Consider the following 20,763-nt stretch of genomic DNA (forward strand, 5'->3'; position numbering starts at 1 on the left):
ATCATCGTATTGGTCACTCAGTTCATTGAAACCTAAATTGTTTCCGAAGAAACTATTTGGATTATCATCAACGAGTGCCCACACAGATTGATAGGTCTATATTGTTAAAGAGCGTGATTTGAGTCTCACTCAAATCGGACGGCTATTTTAGCGAGATAAACGTTAGTGTCAAACACTTTTTTCAGTTTATTTCGTTAGCTTTTCAGCTACCTAATCTAACCTCTGACTCGATTCGTTTCTTTCGAAGCGTTCCCGTGTCAGCGAGGGGGCATTATAGAGATCGGCATCACATTGGCAAGCCCTTTTTGACGTTTTTTTCAATTTCTAGGTTGTTTGCGTGTTTTTTATTCAAAAGGTGGTATTTTCACTATTCTTCTTTCACTTTTTACCCTTTAATCGCCCTAAATTAAGGAGAAATCATGAGCTCAATTCGAAGTTATAAAGGTATTTGCCCTGAAATTGGTGAAGGTGTCTATATAGATAGCAGCTCTATCTTAGTGGGTGACATTAAAATAGGTAAGGATTCTAGCGTTTGGCCACTTGTTGCTGCCAGGGGTGATGTTAATCATATTCATATTGGCGAGCGTACCAATATTCAAGACGGTTCCGTTTTGCACGTTACTCATAAAAATGCGGAAAACCCTGAAGGCTACCCACTTATCATTGGTAATGAAGTGACTATCGGTCATAAGGTCATGCTTCATGGGTGCACGGTAGGCGATCGTGTATTAGTAGGTATGGGGGCCATCGTCTTAGACGGCGTGCACATAAAAGATGAAGTCATGATTGGTGCGGGCAGTTTGGTCCCTCCCAATAAAGTATTGGAAAGTGGTTATCTCTATGTAGGGAGCCCAGTAAAACAGGCTCGCCCACTAAGTGAAAAAGAAATCGCTTTTTTGCGCAAGTCCGCAGATAACTACGTCAACACTAAAAATGAGTACAGAACGGTAGTAGAGCCCGTTACTTTCGAATAACAACTTGCCCGCTGTCGTCGTAGTCTTCCTCTTCTATCAAAGATTCAGCAAGCTCTTCCATATCAAAGCGGTATTGTGAGAATAGAGTGAGAGCTTGCTGCTCTTCCTCTATTGTCTCTCCGCTCACTCGTTCAATGGCAGCCACTAAAGCGAGACATTCGATCAACATACCTGATTGCTGTGCAGGAAAACGTACCGCGTTATGTCCTTCATCCCAGCTTTGGATATCAGGAAAGAGTATTGATTGATTCATGGTAGGCTATCCTTCCAAATTTTTTCTTAGTTCTCTGAGAACTTGCTTTGCGCCAGGTCTTAACCCTCTCCATACAAGGAAGCTTTCTGCTGCCTGCCCTACCAACATACCAAGACCATCGTAAGCATTTACAACTTGGTTATCTTTAGCCCACTGATTAAACGCTGTCAGCCCCTGCCCATACATCATGTCATAGCTAACGGTTGTTGAAGTGAATATCGAAGAGCTAATCGTGGGTAGGTCACCACTCAAACTAGCAGACGTAGAATTGATCACCACATCAAAGGAAGTCTTGATGTCTTCCATGGGAACAGCACGAATATCACCAAATTCTTTAAACATTTCCTCAAGCTTTTTCGCTTTAGCAAATGTACGGTTGGTGACCACTATGCTTTTTGGGGATTGGTCCAAAAGTGGTTTTATCACGCCGCGTGCTGCACCGCCCGCACCAATAACCAATATGCGGGCACCTTCTAAAGGCACTTGGTATTGCAATAAATCTTGAACTAAACCTTCACCATCGGTGTTATCACCAATGATTTCTCCATCATCGAGTTTTTTTAGCGTATTCACCGCACCAGCCAATTGCGCTCTTTCGGTCAGGCGATCAGCAAATTGAAAGGCATCTTCTTTAAATGGCACAGTCACATTACAGCCTTTCCCACCTTGCGAGAAAAACTCTGTTGCCGATTCTACGAAACCACCCACGGGCGCTTCGCGCGTTACATAGGATAAGGACTGATTGGTTTGCCGAGCAAAGAGGGTGTGTATAAAAGGGGATTTACTGTGTCCGATAGGGTTACCAAACACGACGTACTGATCGATAGGTTGCGCCATTTCCTTGCCTGCAAAATTAAATAGGGTCGTTTGTACAGACCCTATCATCATACCTAAATTGCCTCAAGCGACTGGATTCTGAGCGTTATAGCTGGAAATCACCATTCTCTAGGTTTTAGGTAATTTTGGTACAAATCATCTTCCGGTGTCCCAGGCTCAACCTGATAGTCGTATTCCCATCGAGCTAAAGGAGGCATCGACATTAAGATCGATTCAGTACGCCCACCACTTTGTAGCCCAAATAAAGTGCCTCTGTCGTAGACTAAGTTGAATTCGACGTAGCGACCACGGCGGTATAACTGAAATTGGCGCTCTTTTTCACCATATTCAGTCTCTTTTCTTCGATCTATGATTGGTACAAGCGCATCGGTATAGCCCTTCCCAACGGCTTGAATGTATTCGAAGCTTTTATCGAAACCCCATTCGTTGAGGTCATCAAAAAATAAACCACCGACACCACGAGTTTCATTACGATGTGGAAGGAAGAAATATTCATCGCACCACTTTTTATGCTCTGAATACACATTATCACCAAAGGGTGCACAGATTTCTTTCGCGGTGTTGTGCCAATATAAGCAATCTTCTTCGAAAGGATAAAACGGGGTTAAATCGAAGCCACCACCAAACCACCAGATGGGATCATGACCTTCCTTCTCGGCAATAAAGAAACGCACATTGGCATGAGAGGTTGGTACATAAGGGTTGTGCGGGTGCATCACTAGCGACACGCCCATCGCCTCAAATTTTCGACCAGCAAGCTCAGGGCGATGAGCCGTAGCTGAGGCTGGCATCTCTCGACCGGAGACATGTGAAAAGTTCACGCCACCTTGTTCAAAGACGTTGCCGCCACTCATGACTCGAGTTCGACCTCCGCCACCTAGGCGCTCAGTCGATTCACGATGCCAAATATCTTCTTCAAATACAGCCTTACCGTCCACCTCTTCAAGCTGCTGGCATATGCTGTCCTGAAGTTCTAACAAAAAGTACTTTACTGCATCTTTATCGATATCTGACATTGCTTATTCCTATATTCGCAGGTTATCCCTGTCTTAATATGGTAGACGTTAAAGCGTCGCGTATTTCACTCGGTTTATCGCGACCGCCGGTTTCACCTTCTAAAATTGCGACCAAGTACTCGCCTAGATGCGTATGTACCTCCTGAAAAGTCATACACGGTGGCTCACCCGTTAGGTTGGCGCTGGTCGAGGTTAGCGGTTTACCAAACGACTCGCAAAGTTTTTGTACCAATGGATGATCCGTCACCCTTACTGCAATGGAATCAAATTGACCTGAAAGTAGGTTTGATAACCCAGGTTTTGCAGGCATTACCCAAGTAACTGGTCCAGGCCAAGTGTCAAACACCGCTTGGCGAGCTTCATCTGTCAATTGAGATTCATCGACGTATGGCTTGAGTTGCTCAAAATTGGCGGCGATGAGAATTAACCCTTTTTCTACTGGTCTTTTCTTAAGTTCAAGTAGCTTTTGAATAGCGTCTGCGTTATCGGGGTCACAGCCGACTCCAAATACACCTTCCGTTGGGTAAGCAATGACTTCCCCATCATGGAGCGCCTGAACTGTGTTTTCAAAATTGGTCAATTTGAACCCCTTATCTTTAACATTTGGGCCGTAGTGTACAAAGAGTTTACCCCTCAGCCCAAAAGTAATTTATCAGTAAACTGTATCAAACCTTAAAACGATTTCGCGCAAACGTTTTCCTTACCGAAAATTCTACGTATAATGCGCGCAAAATATCCGCTCACCCAATGAAAGCGCTGAAGGAGTTTTGAGATGCAAGTCGGTATTATTATGGGTTCTAAATCAGATTGGCCAACCATGAAACTAGCAGCAGAAATGCTGGATCGCTTTGGTGTGTCCTATGAAACGAAAGTGGTTTCTGCCCACCGTACGCCACAATTATTGGCAGACTACGCCAATAGCGCTAAGGACCGCGGCATCAAGGTAATCATTGCTGGCGCAGGTGGTGCTGCACACTTACCTGGTATGGCGGCGGCCTTTACGAGCTTGCCGGTCCTGGGCGTTCCTGTTCAATCTCGTGCATTAAAAGGCATGGACTCCCTACTTTCAATTGTACAAATGCCGAAAGGTATTGCAGTGGGTACTTTGGCTATTGGCGAAGCTGGTGCAGCCAATTCCGGTATTTTGGCTGCTCAGATCATTGGTACTCACAATGAAGAAGTAATGGCAAAAGTTGAAGCTTTCCGCCAAGAACAAACTGAGACGGTTTTAGCTAACCCGAACCCAGCAGAGGATTGATCCCCATGCACGTTCTTGTCTTAGGCGCAGGTCAACTGGCTCGAATGATGTCTTTGGCTGGCGCGCCATTGAACATTCACATTTCTGCCTTCGATGTAGGCACAGAAAACATTGTTCACCCACTCACCCAACAAGTGATTGGAAATGGCTTAGCCACGGCTATTGAGCAAGCGGATATCATAACGGCCGAATTCGAACACATTCCACACGATGTGCTTGATGAGTGTGAAAAAAGCGGTAAGTTTTTTCCGACAACCGACGCCATTAAAGCTGGCGGTGATCGTCGCATAGAGAAATCGCTACTCGATAATGCCAAGGTGAGAAATGCCAAGTACTTCGTGATCAATACACAAGAAGATTTTGAAAATGCCATCCAGCATGTTGGTATTCCGATGGTGCTGAAAAGCACTCTTGGTGGTTACGATGGAAAAGGGCAGTGGCGTTTAAAAGACAAAGCACAAGCTAATGCGATTTGGCAGGAAATGTCTGAGTGCATCGCTGAAACACCAAACCAAGCGATTGTCGCAGAAGAGTTTGTACCGTTTCAGCGTGAAGTGTCTTTGGTTGGTGCTCGAAATGCAGCGGGTGAAATCGCTATCTACCCGCTAGCAGAGAACGTTCATACTGATGGTGTTTTAACACTATCGACAGCCATTGTGGATGAAACACTTCAGGCACAAGCCAATACCGCGTTTACGGCGGTAGCGGAATCTTTGAACTATGTGGGCGTTCTGGCACTCGAATTCTTTGATGTGAATGGCGAGTTACTGGTCAACGAAATCGCGCCTCGCGTCCATAATTCTGGTCATTGGACTCAACAAGGTGCTGAGACTTGCCAATTCGAGAACCACTTGCGTGCTGTGTGTGGGTTACCGTTAGGCAGCACTGAGCTGGTGCGCCCAACCTCTATGGTAAATATTTTGGGTGAAGACCAAGTGCCAGAGAGTGTTTTGGCAATGCCAGAGTGCCACGTACATTGGTATGGTAAGGGAAAGCGTGCAGGCCGTAAAATGGGTCACATCAATGTATGTGCAAGCAGTGATGAGGCGTTAAAAGCCGCTTTGGTTAAGCTTGCAAATATTTTGGATGCAGATGCTTTTACTGCATTAAAGGAAAGCGCCCAAGCTCTGTAAGACGCACCTATCTGTAAAAAGCAGTTACCAATAAAAAGCAGCATTACCTGTAAAAACGGCACTCTAGTGAGTGCCGTTTTTTATTGGATTTGTTCTTTCTGGCACTTCCGATTAGCGCACAATACTTTAACGCCAGATGCCAGTTTTTTCTCAATCAGTAGTGAGTAATCACACTCAGTGCACGAACCGACAATGGGTTTATGGTTCACCGCAAACTTGCATTTCGGGTAGCTATTGCAGGCGTAAAAAGTTTTGCCATAGCGCGACTTTCTTTCGACCAAGTGACCCGTTTTGCATTCAGGGCAGGTAATCTCTTCTTCCTTTTTCTGCTCCTCTTTAGGGGCATCCAAGGACTCAATATGATGGCAATCTGGGTATGCACTGCAACCGATAAACATGCCATAACGACCCTGCCTCAGTACCAATTCATTAGCACACTCGGGGCAAGGGACACCTAACTCTTTAACAATATGACCATCGTTTTGACCAATCGTACGAATGTAGTCACAAGATGGGTACTGATTGCACCCTAGGAAAGGACCATGTTTGCCATGACGTAAAGACAATTCTCCACCGCATTGAGGGCACGGCTCTTTTTCCAGTGCGTGCTCATGGGCAGAGAATAATTGCGAATCAATTTTACCGCTCATTCACCCAAAACCATTAATGAAGAATACCACTCTCGGTAGTATACAAGAGCTCCTCCATTTGGGTGTAGGCGTTTTCATTACCCGGTACATTAAACAGTACCATCAATACAATCCACTTTAGATCGTCCAGCTGAAAATCACTGGTTTCCAAGCCCATGACTCGATCAATGATCATTTCACGAGTTTCGGCGGTCAACACTTCAACTTGCTCCAAAAACAGCAAGAATCCACGACATTCTATATCTAAACGTGTCATTTCAGTGCGCGTGTATATACGTACCGACGTAGCTGCACTGGTTCTCATGGCGGATTGTGCATCGCTTTGTTGTAGCGCTGCCAAGTCCTCTAACCAATTCAGGGCTTTGTAAATTTCTTTTTGGTGGAATCCAGCTCTGAGAAGCTCATCTTCCAACTCATCTTGATCGACCATCAATTCCGCATCACTGTGGATATAGGTCTCGAACAAATACATCAGTATGTCCATCATAGTTAGCCCCTCCCCTTTCGAATATAGCCACCAGATACTGCAACAACATACCCTGAAAGCTCAAGCTCCAGTAGTTGCATCATGACTTCATGCACAGGTATATGGGTCCGCTCTGCAAGAATATCAACGGGTGTTGCTTCTAACCCTACGTTAGCCATTAGTTCAGGAAATGGCAATTCTTCTTGCGAGGCTTCTTCACTAAATATAGATGTTTGTTGGGAAAACGACCAAGAAACTAAATTTTCTACTTCTTGGAGAATATCTTCGGACGATTGGACTAAGCAGGCACCAGACTTAATGAGTGCATTCCCCCCTCTAGAATTGGGGTTGTGAATTGAGCCGGGCAGTGCAAAAACATCGCGACCTTGCTCTGCTGCGTATCGCGCTGTTATCAACGACCCGCTGCGTTCAGCAGCTTCGACAACAAAAACGCCAACCGACAATCCACTAATAATACGATTGCGGCGCGGGAAGTGCTCTGGTCTGGGTTTTGTGTTGGGTCGAAATTCAGAAACAAGAGCGCCTTGCTCAATAATCCTTTGTGCTAGCTTTCTGTGCCGAGCCGGGTAAATGCAGTCGAGTCCCGAGCCCAACACAGCAACAGTTTGACCACCTCCCTCCAACGCACCATCGTGAGCGTGCCCATCCACACCGAGCGCCAAACCACTGGTGACCACTAACCCATTTGCGGATAAATCTTTGGCAAACGCCCTCGCTGTTTGTAGCCCTTCAATGCTGGCGTTTCGACTGCCTACCATGGCTATCTGTGGGGCGCTCAAAGATCGAGTGTCCCCTTTAACAAACAATGTAGTTGGTGGAGAAGATACTTCTTTGAGTAATGGCGGGTACGCACAATCGAGTAGAGTAACAATATGGTGGTTTGACGCCAGCTGCCACTCCATACATTCATCGACCTCTGGGTGTGAACTGGCTTTAAGGAATTGGATTTGTTTCGGCTTAAGCCCTATGGCTTGCCATCGCTCTTCACTGGACGCAAGCAAATTGACGGGAGAATCAATAGTGAGTAATCGAGTCAGAGACTGACCACCCAATTGAGGCGTAAAACTCAATGTCAGCCAAGCTCTCAACTCATTTTCTGTCATTTAACTGTCTTCGTCCTTCGCTTCCAATGGGTCATTTTGTTGCTCTTTCAATAATGGAGAAAGACCCATGGTTTGGGTGTGAATCGGCGCTTTGCTTCGGGTAATTAATGCAATACTGAAAGACGCGTACGGACGAATAACGATCATTTCCCCGACAGAAACATCCGGAAGATTTTCGCTAAGCCATCCATCATCCACAATGTAGTTGCCTCTGCTTCCAGAAACACCTAACCCTTCTTCCCAAAGGTCAAACATGGTGCCTTGTTCCACTTTGTCGTTAAGCCCGCGATCGATAATGACGACCTGATTGCGCCCAATAAACTTACTTCCTTCCAAAGACCCAAGAATAGACGCAGAAACATGCTTAGGCGCCGGTTCTGGATAAAATGTATTGGAGAATGACAACTCTTCATGATTCTGATGCGGTAACGCAAAATCATTGGATAGGATTTCTTGATTCTGGGATTCCACTTTCAAAGAGCTCAGCTTTTCTTCTGATTTTACTAACGTTGCCGTCGCAACCATTTTCAAAGAAAAGACTTCTTCACCACTGTCATTGCGCTGATATTCGGCCACAGAACGGTAAATACCCCAATGTTTCTCTTTGGTTTTGCCATCAATGAACAATTGGTCATGCTGACTCAAGAAACGTCTTCCATCTTGTGTCCCGATCACTCTCATTGCACTGTCTAACACCTTCTTAGTGACGAGCCGATCCGAGTTGATGTATGGCAAAACCAGCCCTTCAGGCAAGGTTGGTACCGCATCTTTATCCAGAATTCGAGCTTTGGGAGAAAGCGTAAGAAGAGGCTTTCGGCTCAACATAGGTTGCCCATTTCGCCATACCAAAGTCAGCTTGTCGCCAGGATAGATAAGGTGAGGATCGTTGATGTCTGGGTTAATTTGCCAGAGTCGAGGCCAAAGCCATGGGCTGTCGAGGTAAAGTGCCGAAATGTCCCATAGGGTATCCCCTTTTTTCACTTCGTACGTTTTCGGTGCGTTTTCTTTAACCGATAAAACATCACTTTTTGCAAGGACACTATGTGTGACAACACATGTTATTATAGCTAAAGAGGTACGACCTAACTTGGCTATTATTCCTTTCATAACCTCAATTTCCCTATCCAATATTGGCTAGGATGCTGTCATTTAGGTTATAAAATGTCTAGAATTGAGCCAGCTAGGTTTTAGCTGTTTCGGCACAGTTCAATATTTAGAGTGTATATGTCTGTATTACAAGTATTAACTTTCCCTGATGATCGCCTTCGCACAGTGGCTAAGCCCGTCGAAGCAGTGACACCAGAGATTCAAAAAATCGTCGACGATATGTTAGAAACCATGTACGACGAAGAAGGCATCGGTCTTGCTGCAACGCAAGTCGATATTCATCAGCGCATCGTTGTTATCGATGTTTCTGATACTCGCGATCAACCAATGGTACTGATTAACCCTGAGATCACCGAAAAACGCGGTGAAGATGGCATCGAAGAAGGTTGTCTGTCTATCCCAGGTGCTCGTGCTTTGGTGCCTCGTGCGGCAGAAGTTTCTGTTACAGCGAAGAATCGCGAAGGTGAGGAATACTCATTTGAAGCCGATGAGCTTTTGGCCATTTGCGTTCAACATGAATTGGATCACCTCGAAGGCAAGTTGTTTGTTGATTACCTTTCGCCACTGAAGCGTAAGCGCATTCAGGACAAGATGTTGAAGCTTAAGCGTTTCAATGAGAAGCAAGCGAAAAACGCCTAATCCAAACCACCTTCATCCATAAAGGAACCTTACCTTGAGTCAGTCTTTAAGAGTTGTCTTTGCAGGTACTCCGGACTTCGCCGCCCTTCACTTGGCGGCGTTATTGTCTTCGGAGCACGAAGTTATTGCGGTTTACACCAATCCAGACCGCCCAGCAGGTCGTGGTAAAAAACTTACCCCTACCCCAGTTAAAAGCTTGGCGCTGGAACACGATATTCCTGTTTACCAACCTGAAAACTTCAAATCTGATGAAGCGAAGCAAACGTTGGTGGATCTAAACGCCGATATCATGATTGTTGTCGCGTATGGCATGTTACTACCACAAGCCGTATTGGATACCCCTCGTTTAGGGTGCGTCAACGTTCATGGTTCGATTTTACCGCGCTGGCGTGGTGCTGCACCGATTCAACGTTCGATATGGGCGGGGGATGCTGAAGCTGGCGTCACCATCATGCAGATGGACATTGGCTTGGATACGGGTGATATGTTGAAAATTGCTTCTCTTCCAATTGAGGCAACTGACACCAGTGCGTCGATGTACGACAAACTGGCCGTTCTTGGTCCAGAAGCACTTGTCGACTGCCTAGCGGATATTTCGAATGGCAACGCGCAACCCGTCAAGCAAGATGACGAGCAAGCCACTTACGCGAAGAAGCTCAGCAAAGAAGAAGCCCGTATCGATTGGAATGACGATGCCGCTCACTTAGAGCGCTGTGTTCGTGCCTTCAATCCATGGCCCATCAGCCATTTTGAAGCTGCAGATAACACCATCAAAGTTTGGCAGAGTCGCATAGAGAGCCAAACCACCGATAAAGCAGCTGGTACCATTCTTCAAGCGGACAAAACCGGTATCTACGTTGCGACAGGTGACGGAGTACTTGTACTCGAAAAGCTACAAGTTCCGGGTAAAAAAGCGATGCCAGTTCAAGATATATTGAACTCAAGAGCCTCTTGGTTTGAAGTGGGCTCACAGCTCGTTTAAATCAGAAACAACCTGATTTCAGGATAAATAGCCAATATCAATGATTGATTGAATTGCTATATCGACGAAGTGAAGACTCACTTCAATACGTACTTTTTGAGGGCAGAGATGCCCTCCTTTGCTTTAAGGTATTCATCATGAATGTTCGCGCTGAAGCTGCCAACGTTTTGTATCTCGTTGTCGATAAAGGGCAATCACTTTCTACCGCCCTTCCTGCCGCACAACAAAATATCCGCCCGCGAGACCACGCTCTATTGCAAGAAATTTGCTACGGCGCACTACGCTACCTCCCTCGCCTAGAAACCATTGCCAATCATTTAATGGATAAACCATTAAAGGGTAAGCAACGCGTATTTCATCACCTTATTCTAGTGGGCATTTACCAACTGAGTTTTATGCGAATTCCTGCACACGCAGCGGTTGGGGAAACGGTTGAAGGAACAAAAACGCTAAAAGGTCCTCGGCTTCGCGGTTTGATCAATGCGGTACTTCGTAACTACCAAAGAAACCAAGAAGAATTGGATCAAGTTGCTGTTAGCCACAACGCGGGCAAATATGGTCACCCAAGCTGGCTACTAAAATTGTTGCAAACGGCTTACCCAGAGCAATGGGAAAGTATTGTTGAAGCAAACAACCAAAAAGCACCGATGTGGCTGCGTGTGAACCACCAGCATCACAGCCGCGATGAGTACCTTGAGTTACTCAAAAATGCAAACATTGATAGCAGCGCGCACAGTGAAGCACTAGACGCCATAAAATTGGATGCGCCGATCGATGTACATGCCTTGCCTGGTTTTGAAAAAGGTTGGGTATCGGTACAAGATGCCGCCGCTCAGCTGTCGCTGAATTATCTGACACCTAAAGATGGCGAATTGATTTTGGATTGCTGCGCAGCTCCGGGTGGCAAAACAGCGCACATTCTAGAGCGTACCCAAAACAGCGATGTAGTTGCGATAGATTGCGACGAAAACCGCCTCAAGCGAGTTCATGAAAACCTGAAGCGCCTCAACCTTCAGGCGAAAGTTATTTGCGGTGATGCTAGGAATCCTCAAGAATGGTGGCAAGGTGAACAATTTGACCGCATTTTGCTTGATGCACCATGTTCTGCGACAGGAGTTATCCGTCGTCATCCAGACATTAAATGGCTGCGCCGAGCCGATGACATCGAAACCTTAGCCGAACTGCAAAGTGAGATTCTCGACGCAATGTGGCAACAGCTGAAGCCGGGTGGCACGCTTGTTTACGCGACATGTTCGATCACCCCACAGGAAAATCGCGATCAAGTGGTTAAATTTCTGAATCGCACATCGGATGCAACGTTAGATGGGTCAGACATCGAAAATCCGGGTAGACAAATTCTTCCGGGAGAAGACGACATGGACGGCTTCTATTACGCTGTATTGAGAAAGCAGGCGTAAATAATAAAACAACCATGCTCAATACGTGTCGCCAAAAGGCACAGCAGTAGTAAGCGGATAGATAAGCAGAATAGGTAGGCGATGAAAATCATCATACTCGGTGCCGGACAAGTAGGCGGCACCCTTGCAGAAAACTTAGTGGGTGAGAACAACGACATCACGGTAGTAGACCGGAATGGAGACCGACTGCGTGAATTGCAGGATAAGTATGACTTGCGGGTGGTCAATGGGTTTGCCAGCCACCCGGGTACCTTACGTGAAGCGGGTGCTCAAGATGCCGACATGCTGGTTGCGGTGACCAATACCGATGAAACCAATATGGCGGCATGTCAGGTTGCCTTTACGTTGTTCAATACCCCTAACCGAATTGCCCGTATTCGCTCACCAGAGTATTTGACAGAAAAAGACGCACTGTTCCAATCCGGTGCGATTCCTGTCGACCACCTTATTGCACCAGAAGAGTTGGTTACCAGCTATATCGAACGCTTGATCCAATACCCTGGCGCACTCCAAGTGGTCAGTTTTGCTGAACGTAAAGTCAGTTTGGTTGCGGTTAAGGCCTATTATGGTGGTCCGCTAGTTGGGAACGCGCTTTCTGCACTGCGTGATCACATGCCTCACATTGACACTCGTGTAGCAGCCATCTTTCGCCAAGGCAGACCCATTCGCCCGCAAGGTACCACCGTCATTGAAGCGGATGATGAAGTGTTCTTCGTCGCGGCGAGTAACCACATTCGCTCTATCATGAGTGAGCTCCAACGTCTTGAAAAACCTTACCGCCGCATCATGATAGTCGGAGGAGGAAACATTGGTGCCAGCCTCGCCAAACGCTTGGAAAAAGAGTACAGCGTCAAACTGATTGAACGCGGTTATCAGCGAGCAGAAAGGTTGTCTGAACAGCTTGAAAATACGATTGTATTCTGTGGCGACGCTGCCGACCAGGAACTGCTCGCGGAAGAAAACATCGACCAAGTGGATGTCTTCATCGCTCTAACCAATGAAGACGAAACCAATATCATGTCCGCCATGTTGGCAAAACGCATGGGTGCAAAAAAGGTAATGGTGCTGATTCAACGCGGTGCTTACGTCGACTTAGTGCAAGGCGGTACCATTGACGTAGCGATATCACCACAGCAAGCCACAATTTCTGCACTCCTGACACACGTTCGACGCGCAGATATCGTCAACGTATCATCCTTACGCCGAGGCGCGGCCGAAGCCATCGAAGCCATTGCACATGGGGATGAAACCACGTCTAAAGTTGTTGGTCGTGCGGTAGGTGATATCAAACTTCCACCAGGAACCACTATTGGTGCCATTGTTCGCGGTGAAGAAGTGTTGATCGCTCACGACCGAACGGTGATTGAACAAGACGACCATGTGGTGATGTTCTTGGTCGATAAAAAATACGTGCCCGATGTAGAGCGCTTGTTCCAACCAAGCCCATTTTTCCTATAGAGTCAGTGTTGGCGCTCTGTGTTTGGGGCGTCGCTCAAACCGTGGTAATAAGTCGATATGGTCCATCTACGCCCGATCTTATTTGTCATTGGACTGGTGCTCTCTAAGCTAGCCCTATTTATGTACGCCCCCACTGCCGTTGCCTTTTTCACTGGCACACCTGGGTTTATCGAATTTGGTCAGTCCGTACTGATTTTGCACGGCGTGGCATTCGTTTGTTTAACCATTGGGCGAACCGCAGAATTTCGTCTTGGGGTTCGAGACCTCTTTTTGATAACGTCACTTGTTTGGACTATCGCCAGCGCATTCGCCGCCCTGCCCTTCGTATTCATTAACCACATCAGCTTTACCGACGCGTATTTTGAAACCATGTCGGGGATTACCACCACGGGTTCAACGGTCCTCAGCGGACTCGATGATATGGCACCGAGCATTCTGCTTTGGCGCTCTATCTTGCAATGGTTAGGAGGAATCGGCTTCATTGTAATGGGGGTAGCCATCTTACCCATGCTGAATGTTGGCGGCATGCGGTTGTTCCAAACCGAAAGCTCTGACTGGTCCGACAAAAGTGCACCGCGAACAAAAATTGTCGCGATTCATATCGTGTACGTGTACCTCACATTGACGGCGATGTGCGTGATTGGCTATTTGCTCACTGGGATGTCAGGCTTTGATGCGATAAATCATGCATTCACCACGCTATCCACTGGAGGGTACTCCACATCAGACAGCTCCATGAACCACTTTTCCAACGGAGCACATTGGGTGGGCATTCTTTTTATGTTTCTTGGCGGGCTTCCCTTCTTACTGTTTGTTACTGCATTGAAAAAGCGCGAACTCAATTCCTTCTGGCAAGATGCGCAAGTAAGAGGGTTCGTCTACTTGGTCGTATTTACCTCTTTGGTTGTCGCTGGTTGGCTATGGCTCCATCAGCACTACCAGTTATCCGACGCTATTCGTGTTTCCCTGTTTAATATCATCTCGGTAACAACCACGACAGGGTTTGGTTTGGAAGACTTTACAGCTTGGGGCGCATTACCTGCCGTTATTTTTGCATTCATGATGATGGCGGGGGCTTGCTCTGGATCCACATCAGGCGGTATTAAAGTCTTTCGATTCCAAATAGCGCTTACCCTTCTGCACAAGCAAATGATGCGCTTAATTCACCCGTCAGGTGTTTTTGTCCAAAAGTACAACCATCGCCCTGTCAACGACGACATCGTTCGCTCGTTGGTCGCATTTGGGCTGATGTTCTTTATCACCATTATCGTGATTGCCGCGGCGTTAGGGGCTATGGGATTAGACCCAGTCACCGCCATATCAGGAGCGGTCACCGCAGTGGCGAATGTTGGTCCGGGCATGGGCCATGTTATTGGTCCGACGGGGAATTTTGCCCCGCTTCCTGATACTGCGAAATGGTTACTGAGTATTGGTATGTTAATGGGAAGGCTGGAAATACTGACACTACTGGTGCTTTTCTTCCCCGCATTCTGGAGAAGGTAGTGATTAACCCGATTAAATCGGGTCAACAAAGAAATAGATCGCAAAGAAATGGCACGCGGCCCCACCCAGAACAAACCCGTGCCAGATGGCGTGGTTAAAGGGAATACGTTTACTCACGTAAAAAATAACCCCCAGGGAATACACTACTCCACCAATAGCGAGTAAAACCAGACCACCCACATCGAGCGTGATCGCTAGTTGGTAAATCACAACAAGTGACAACCACCCCATACCGAGATACGTATACAGTGACAGTTTTTTAAATCGGTACACGAAGGCTATTTTGGCAATGATGCCAATCAGTGCTATTGACCAAATAATGATCATCAAACCAATGGCCAATGGGGTTCGCAAGCTGACCAATAAGAAAGGTGTGTAACTGCCCGCAATGAGCAGATAAATGGCGCAGTGATCCAGCGTTTTTAACCAGCGTTTCGCTTTGCGATAAGGCACAGCGTGATAAACCGTCGAAGCCAGAAACAGCAGAATAAGGCTACCGCCGTATACGCTCATACTGGTGATGGTTAGCGTATCGGCATGATTATCTACCGCTTTGATCAGCAAGAACACTAACCCAACGATGCCACAAATCATACCTAGCGCATGTGTGATGCTATTGGCTACCTCTTCACTCACGCTGTACTCAGTTGTTGTAGGACGTGTCATACGCCCCTCCTTCAATTTAGAGCGAATACTCAACAGAAGAGAAGTATGACACATTCAGCGTACACTTGTAAGCTTAAATTTTAGCTAGGCAGGCCGATTTAGTTCAACATATCTGTTTAAAGTCAAATGACTATGTTTACTGGACTGACTAAGTCGAACTTTCCAGAAACGCCAATACTTGCTGCCCTGCATCTTCACCGGACGTACTGGAAGGAAGAACCAAATGACGTTTTAATTCGTTGCCGCCAAGTAACCCAGCCAACATACCACCAATGCCTTTCTTGCGGCGATCCACTTCAAACCACAGCTTCAATTCACCTTCGTCACGATACGCCACGATTTCCAGCTCTCGCCAGCGTCCATGGTAAGGTCCCGTTGTCGGAACAAATTCAAACTCTTGCACAAATGGAAGTTCAAACCCTTTGGCTTCTTCACACTCAACCTGACGAATACGCAAACCCTGTTCTTCTAGTGCCGTAAATATGCCATCCATTAATGGATCTGGACGGACGGTCAATACATCTTTGTCTGTTGGATCAATTGCCATAGATATGTCCAACCCGGTTTCCAGCCACACTTTGGCATCACCGATGGTGACGGGCGTATTCCATGGAATAGGCAGCTCCACATCAAACGTACGTTCTTCTCCGGGTTCAATGGTAAAAGCGTAAGGTAACTGCCATGAAGCCAATGCGTATTTCACGTTTTGCTTCTTGGTTTGCATCCCTTCTTGCACGTGGCTTTTGTCGTTGTCTGCGGGTACTTCACGTACGTAACGACAACAAAGCTTCAAATCGATGTTATCGATCTCTTGCGCAGAAGAACCACCATACACGTGGATTTTAATGCTGACATTCTGCCCCGGAATCAGCACTTCCTGCTGAAGAATAGAATCTACTTTGGCGCTACCGATACCAAAGCTGGCTAAGGTTTTCTTTAAAAAAGACATGAACAACTCCTCTGGTTAGGTTCTTCCTTTGCTTTATAAGGTGATGATTGGCAGAAGAAAGTTCCGATTATTTTCTATACATATCCTGTACGGCGGACTTGTGCAACATTCATACGAGAGACTCACTAAAAAATGAGCAAAAAACCAGCATTTTGTTCGCACATATTTTGAATAAATGCTAATCTTTGAGCCGGATATGACTTCATATCTATACTCCTGATTTTCTATAGGATTGGCGCTCGCCAGAAGAGATTTTTCTCATAGTGAATCAGGCCATATGATTGGCAAAGGATGTGCCTGACTGTTAGGTAAACGAATGCGCCCAACACCTGTCAGGTTTTCGCACACACACCGTAGTGCGTCTCGACGTCGTTCAGGTTTTGCTTCAGCTCCAGTCTGCAGCAAACCAGCTCCACAGGTAAACTTAGTTGTTAAAACAGCTCTTGAGAGCCAAAAAGACAAGAAAGTAACCCAAGCGGCTTAATAAAAAGCGCGGTCTCAGACTGCGCTTTTTTATTTCAACAGATTTTGTTAACGTACAAAAAATATCACTATGAAATTTGTGGAGAAAGATATGAAATGTCATCGCATCAATGAGTTAATCGAGCTCATGCATCCAGAATGGCAAAAAGAGTCAGATCTCAACTTAATGGCATTCATCCAAAAGTTATCTCAAGAAGCAGGATATGAAGGCAAACTTGAAGATTTGACCGATGATGTGCTGATCTACCATTTAAAAATGCGAAACAGTCAAAAAGAAGACATGATTCCGGGGTTGGCTAAAGATCAAGAAGACGATTTCAAGACAGCACTTCTAAAAGCTCGCGGTATTCTTTAATTCCAACCGTATTTCAATTCTCTTTCCTTAAAGCGGCGTTTCTGCCGCTTTTGTGTATGCCTATTTTTTTGCTCAACTGTTACTAAGAAAGTTATTAAACCTTGATACCCATAAAAAAATAAATGTTTTATAAACAGTATAATCCTTAGGCAATTCGAGCTGTGTCTTGCTCTTTGTTTGTGTGGTTAAACAGAGTGTCGTGCTCTCTTCATGTGCGCAAACCTTCTTACGTTCGACTTCCTCGTGTGAGATCTGGCAAGACAACTAGAATAAAAAAAGCAATGTCGAAGAGTGAAGGCAAAAGAACCTTCACCTCAAAACGCCCAAGAAGGACACCTGTATGAGTCAGGATAAAATCGAAGTTAAAGATGTGACTCCGAAAACCTATAACCCTAAAACACATAAGGGTAAAGGAGACCGTTTTAACCCAAACAACCAAATCTATGTGCGAGAAAGTAAAGGAACCTACCAAAAACTCCGTCGATATGGTGGTTGGTTTTTATTGCTAGTGTTTGGTCTAACGCCTTGGATACCCTACGGTGATCGCCAGGCTATATTGCTGGATTTAGGGAATCAGCAGTTTAACTTCTTCGGCACAACCTTGTTCCCTCAAGATCTTACGCTCCTTGCCTTGTTGTTTATGATCGCTGCCTTTGGACTGTTCTTCCTCACCACATTTTTAGGGCGAGTTTGGTGTGGTTACCTTTGCCCTCAAACCGTTTGGACATTTATGTACATATGGTTTGAAGAGAAGTTAGAAGGCGCCGCCAATAAACGGCGAAAGCAAGACAGCGGAAAAATGAACTCGAACCTTCTGCTTCGCAAAACCCTTAAGCACATAGCGTGGTGGTTTATTGCCCTCGTTACCGGCTTTACCTTTGTCGGGTATTTTGTGCCGGTCAAAGATTTGGTTATCGACTTTTTTACATTTAACGCCAGCTTTTGGCCTGTGTTTTGGGTCGTATTTTTTGCCGCTTGTACCTATGGTAATGCAGGGTGGATGCGCTCAATTATGTGTATTCATATGTGCCCTTATTCTCGCTTCCAATCTGCGATGTTCGATAAAGATACCTACATAGTGGGTTACGACACCGAAAGAGGGGAAACACGTGGCGGTCGCTCACGCAAAGCAGACCCAAAACAGCTAGGGTTGGGGGATTGCATTGATTGCGACTTATGTGTTCAGGTTTGCCCGACAGGTATCGATATCCGTGACGGCTTGCAATACGAATGCATCAACTGTGGCGCTTGTATTGACGCGTGTGACAAAACCATGGACCGCATGGGGTATGAAAAAGGGCTCATCAGTTACACCACCGAACATAGACTATCAGGTAAGCACACTAACATCATGCGACCGAAATTACTGGGCTATGGCGTGGTCATGTTACTCATGACGGGGCTTTTCCTATTCCAAGTAGTGAGTGTTGAGCCCATGGGGTTATCGGTATTGCGTGATAGAAACCAGCTGTTCAGAATGAATAATGAAGGGCTCGTAGAAAACACGTACACCCTTAAAATCATCAACAAAACTCAAGAACGGCAGGAATACCATCTCAACGTGAGCGGGATTAGCGATGTTACTTGGTATGGTGCTCAAACCGTGCAGGTTAGCCCGGGTGAAGTACTTAACTTTCCTTTGAGCCTTGGTGCTGATCCTGACAAACTTCCCTCTCCCATCTCAAAGATTCAGTTTATACTCACCGACAGTGACCAATTTACTGTCGAAGTCGAAAGCCGATTTATTAAGAAGCTATAGACTCTTCTCAAGATGGAATAAGGCGCAGTAATGCGCCTTTTTAATGTATGTCTGATAATGCCTTTAACTTTGAAGCTCTGACTCCCGACTTCATGTGGTACGCGCTGGAAAGCATTGGGGTCCGCGCGGAATCGGGGTTACTTGCCCTAAACAGCTATGAAAACCGAGTCTATCAATTCGCAGACGAAGACAAGCGACGCTATGTGGTTAAGTTCTACAGACCATCGCGCTGGAGCAAGGCTCAAATCCAAGAAGAACATGATTTTGCTTTAGAATTACTGGAACAAGACATACCTCTTGCCCCTCCTTTGGTGATCAATGGTCAAACATTGCATGAGTATAATGGCTATCTATTCACACTTTTTGATAGCGTAGGCGGGCGTCAATTCGAAGTCGATAACGACGAACAGTTGGAGTGGGTGGGCCGTTTTATGGGTCGAATTCACAAAGTTGCTCAAAGTAAGACATTTCAACATCGTCCTACTTTAGGCTTTGAAGAATACCTTTATCAACCTCGTGCACTATTGCAACAATCCGACCTGATACCCATGCATTTGGAAAAGAGCTTTTTCAACGACTTAGACATGCTTATTGAGCGAATTGAGTCGCATTGGGTTTCTGGTGCAACCATACAGCGGTTGCATGGAGATTGCCATCCAGGGAACATTCTTTGGCGAGATGGACCGATGTTTGTCGACTTAGATGATGCGCGAAATGGTCCTGCCGTTCAGGACTTATGGATGCTACTCAATGGTGAACGACACGATAAGTTGGCTCAATTGGATATCATTCTTGAGGGTTATGAAGAATTCTGTAACTTTAATCACAATGAATTGAAACTAATTGAGCCATTGCGCGGTCTACGAATGGTACATTACATGGCTTGGTTAGCTAAGCGATGGCAAGATCCCGCCTTTCCCGTTGCATTCCCTTGGTTTAGCGACGCAAAGTACTGGGAAGGTCAAGTGCTTGCATTCAAGGAACAATTGGCGGCTTTAGAAGAAGCCCCGCTGACACTCACGCCTCAATGGTAAGTTGTGCTGTGTCCAACACGGTTTTACACGGAGAATAACTACATGAAAAAACTTTTTGCACTGATTGCAACTGTGCTTATCAGCGTTTCAGCCCATGCAGCAAAATTCAGTGAAGGTGAACACTACAAAGTTCTGGATCTTCCTGCGTCTTCTTCCCCAACAGTAACAGAGTTTTTCTCGTTCTACTGTCCGCACTGTAATTCATTCGAACCCGTTGTTCAGCAACTTAAAAAGCAACTGCCAGACAACGCGAAACTGGTTAAAGTGCACGTTTCTTTCATGGGCGGCAACATGGGTGTGCCAATGAGTAAAGCCTATGCGGCAATGGTGGCACTGAAAGCAGAAGATAAAATGGTTCCGGTTATGTTCAATCGCATCCACAACCTGCAAAAGGCACCAAAGAACGAAGAAGAATTGCGTCAAATCTTCCTAGATGAAGGTATTGATGCCAAGGCATTCGATTCTGCTTACAAAGGTTTTGCTGTGGACTCTATGGTTCGTCGATTCGATAAGCAATTCCAAAACAGCGGTCTACGCGGTGTTCCAGCCATTGTTGTGAACAACAAATACCTCGTACAAGCACCATCAATTAAATCAATGGATGAGTACTTCGAGCTGGTTAATTTCCTATTGAAGCTCAAGTAAATCACATTGAATAGTCATTAAAAAAGGAGCCTTTGGCTTAATGCCAGTCAGTTA

The 20,763-nt window shown here is 45.9% G+C and carries 22 protein-coding genes; 12 read left to right on the forward strand and 10 right to left on the reverse strand.

Annotated elements, in window-relative coordinates:
• The first annotated feature begins 419 nt into the window (after positions 1-419).
• Positions 420-974, forward strand: a complete 555-nt coding sequence (locus CW749_RS25240) for a gamma carbonic anhydrase family protein (protein WP_101115235.1) — start codon at positions 420-422, stop codon at positions 972-974.
• Here CW749_RS25240 and CW749_RS25245 read toward each other — a convergent pair.
• The 4 genes from CW749_RS25245 to CW749_RS25260 form a co-directional block, all read right to left on the reverse strand.
• Positions 961-1,227 (reverse strand): DUF1488 domain-containing protein, encoded by a 267-nt coding sequence (locus tag CW749_RS25245; protein WP_101115236.1) that lies wholly within the window; start codon positions 1,225-1,227, stop codon positions 961-963. The two genes, CW749_RS25240 and CW749_RS25245, sit on opposite strands and share 14 nt — an antisense overlap.
• Positions 1,228-1,233: 6 nt before the next feature.
• Entirely contained in the window at positions 1,234-2,064 is an 831-nt protein-coding gene (aroE, locus tag CW749_RS25250; RefSeq protein WP_101115237.1) for a shikimate dehydrogenase, read from the reverse strand.
• Between the two features lie 98 nt (positions 2,065-2,162).
• Positions 2,163-3,080: an oxygen-dependent coproporphyrinogen oxidase gene (hemF, locus tag CW749_RS25255; protein WP_101115238.1), complete on the reverse strand. Its 918-nt coding sequence runs from the start codon at positions 3,078-3,080 to the stop codon at positions 2,163-2,165.
• Between the two features lie 22 nt (positions 3,081-3,102).
• Positions 3,103-3,660 carry an L-threonylcarbamoyladenylate synthase gene (locus CW749_RS25260; RefSeq protein ID WP_101115239.1) on the reverse strand — a complete coding sequence of 186 codons (558 nt, stop codon included), beginning with the start codon at positions 3,658-3,660 and terminating at the stop codon, positions 3,103-3,105.
• Positions 3,661-3,852: 192 nt separating this feature from the next.
• Here CW749_RS25260 and purE point away from each other — a divergent pair, with 192 nt between their 5' ends.
• Positions 3,853-4,338 carry a 5-(carboxyamino)imidazole ribonucleotide mutase gene (gene purE / locus CW749_RS25265; RefSeq protein ID WP_101115240.1) on the forward strand — a complete coding sequence of 162 codons (486 nt, stop codon included), beginning with the start codon at positions 3,853-3,855 and terminating at the stop codon, positions 4,336-4,338.
• A gap of 5 nt (positions 4,339-4,343) precedes the next feature.
• Positions 4,344-5,471 (forward strand): 5-(carboxyamino)imidazole ribonucleotide synthase, encoded by a 1,128-nt coding sequence (locus CW749_RS25270; protein ID WP_101115241.1) that lies wholly within the window; start codon positions 4,344-4,346, stop codon positions 5,469-5,471.
• An 80-nt stretch (positions 5,472-5,551) separates the two neighbouring features.
• Here the strand turns inward: CW749_RS25270 and CW749_RS25275 are convergent, their stop codons facing one another.
• The 4 genes from CW749_RS25275 to CW749_RS25290 are packed head-to-tail and all read right to left on the reverse strand — an operon-like array spanning position 5,552 to position 8,818.
• Positions 5,552-6,121, reverse strand: coding sequence for a type I DNA topoisomerase (locus CW749_RS25275; protein ID WP_101115242.1), 570 nt, complete (start codon positions 6,119-6,121; stop codon positions 5,552-5,554).
• 13 nt (positions 6,122-6,134) lie between these two features.
• Complete coding sequence (locus CW749_RS25280; protein WP_101115243.1) at positions 6,135-6,608, reverse strand: DUF494 family protein; 474 nt, start codon at positions 6,606-6,608, stop codon at positions 6,135-6,137.
• Positions 6,609-6,610: 2 nt separating this feature from the next.
• The gene (gene dprA, locus CW749_RS25285; protein ID WP_101115244.1) at positions 6,611-7,711 is read right to left on the reverse strand and encodes a DNA-processing protein DprA; all 1,101 of its coding nucleotides are present in this window, start codon (positions 7,709-7,711) and stop codon (positions 6,611-6,613) included.
• Positions 7,712-8,818 (reverse strand): LysM peptidoglycan-binding domain-containing protein, encoded by a 1,107-nt coding sequence (locus tag CW749_RS25290; RefSeq protein WP_101115245.1) that lies wholly within the window; start codon positions 8,816-8,818, stop codon positions 7,712-7,714. It abuts the gene before it with no gap.
• 117 nt (positions 8,819-8,935) lie between these two features.
• On the opposite strand from CW749_RS25290, the gene def reads away from it, so the two are divergent.
• The 5 genes from def (at position 8,936) to CW749_RS25315 (ending at position 14,818) form a co-directional block, all read left to right on the forward strand.
• Positions 8,936-9,457: a peptide deformylase gene (gene def / locus CW749_RS25295; protein WP_101115246.1), complete on the forward strand. Its 522-nt coding sequence runs from the start codon at positions 8,936-8,938 to the stop codon at positions 9,455-9,457.
• A gap of 34 nt (positions 9,458-9,491) precedes the next feature.
• Positions 9,492-10,439, forward strand: a complete 948-nt coding sequence (gene fmt / locus CW749_RS25300) for a methionyl-tRNA formyltransferase (protein WP_101115247.1) — start codon at positions 9,492-9,494, stop codon at positions 10,437-10,439.
• Positions 10,440-10,576: 137 nt separating this feature from the next.
• Positions 10,577-11,857, forward strand: coding sequence for a 16S rRNA (cytosine(967)-C(5))-methyltransferase RsmB (gene rsmB, locus CW749_RS25305; RefSeq protein ID WP_101115248.1), 1,281 nt, complete (start codon positions 10,577-10,579; stop codon positions 11,855-11,857).
• An 81-nt stretch (positions 11,858-11,938) separates the two neighbouring features.
• Positions 11,939-13,315, forward strand: a complete 1,377-nt coding sequence (gene trkA / locus CW749_RS25310; RefSeq protein WP_101115249.1) for a Trk system potassium transporter TrkA — start codon at positions 11,939-11,941, stop codon at positions 13,313-13,315.
• 57 nt (positions 13,316-13,372) lie between these two features.
• Positions 13,373-14,818, forward strand: a complete 1,446-nt coding sequence (locus CW749_RS25315; RefSeq protein WP_101115250.1) for a TrkH family potassium uptake protein — start codon at positions 13,373-13,375, stop codon at positions 14,816-14,818.
• A 12-nt stretch (positions 14,819-14,830) separates the two neighbouring features.
• Here CW749_RS25315 and CW749_RS25320 read toward each other — a convergent pair whose 3' ends face one another.
• Both CW749_RS25320 and CW749_RS25325 read right to left on the reverse strand, forming a co-directional pair.
• On the reverse strand, positions 14,831-15,484 hold the full coding sequence (locus CW749_RS25320) for a hemolysin III family protein (RefSeq protein WP_101115251.1): 654 nt from the start codon (positions 15,482-15,484) through the stop codon (positions 14,831-14,833).
• A 148-nt stretch (positions 15,485-15,632) separates the two neighbouring features.
• Entirely contained in the window at positions 15,633-16,433 is an 801-nt protein-coding gene (locus CW749_RS25325; RefSeq protein WP_101115252.1) for a sporulation protein, read from the reverse strand.
• 574 nt (positions 16,434-17,007) lie between these two features.
• Between CW749_RS25325 and CW749_RS25330 the strand changes: the two genes are divergently transcribed.
• The 4 genes from CW749_RS25330 (at position 17,008) to CW749_RS25345 (ending at position 20,709) form a co-directional block, all read left to right on the forward strand.
• Complete coding sequence (locus CW749_RS25330) at positions 17,008-17,271, forward strand: YihD family protein (RefSeq protein WP_101115253.1); 264 nt, start codon at positions 17,008-17,010, stop codon at positions 17,269-17,271.
• A 340-nt stretch (positions 17,272-17,611) separates the two neighbouring features.
• Positions 17,612-19,030 (forward strand): cytochrome c oxidase accessory protein CcoG, encoded by a 1,419-nt coding sequence (gene ccoG, locus CW749_RS25335; protein ID WP_101115254.1) that lies wholly within the window; start codon positions 17,612-17,614, stop codon positions 19,028-19,030.
• Positions 19,031-19,077: 47 nt separating this feature from the next.
• Positions 19,078-20,064 (forward strand): serine/threonine protein kinase, encoded by a 987-nt coding sequence (locus CW749_RS25340; RefSeq protein WP_101115255.1) that lies wholly within the window; start codon positions 19,078-19,080, stop codon positions 20,062-20,064.
• Between the two features lie 42 nt (positions 20,065-20,106).
• A complete protein-coding gene (locus CW749_RS25345; protein ID WP_101115256.1) occupies positions 20,107-20,709 on the forward strand; it encodes a thiol:disulfide interchange protein DsbA/DsbL in 603 nt (200 codons plus the stop codon).
• Positions 20,710-20,763: the final 54 nt, after the last annotated feature.

This window comes from Vibrio sp. vnigr-6D03 (assembly GCF_002835515.1).
GTDB lineage: Bacteria > Pseudomonadota > Gammaproteobacteria > Enterobacterales > Vibrionaceae > Vibrio > Vibrio penaeicida.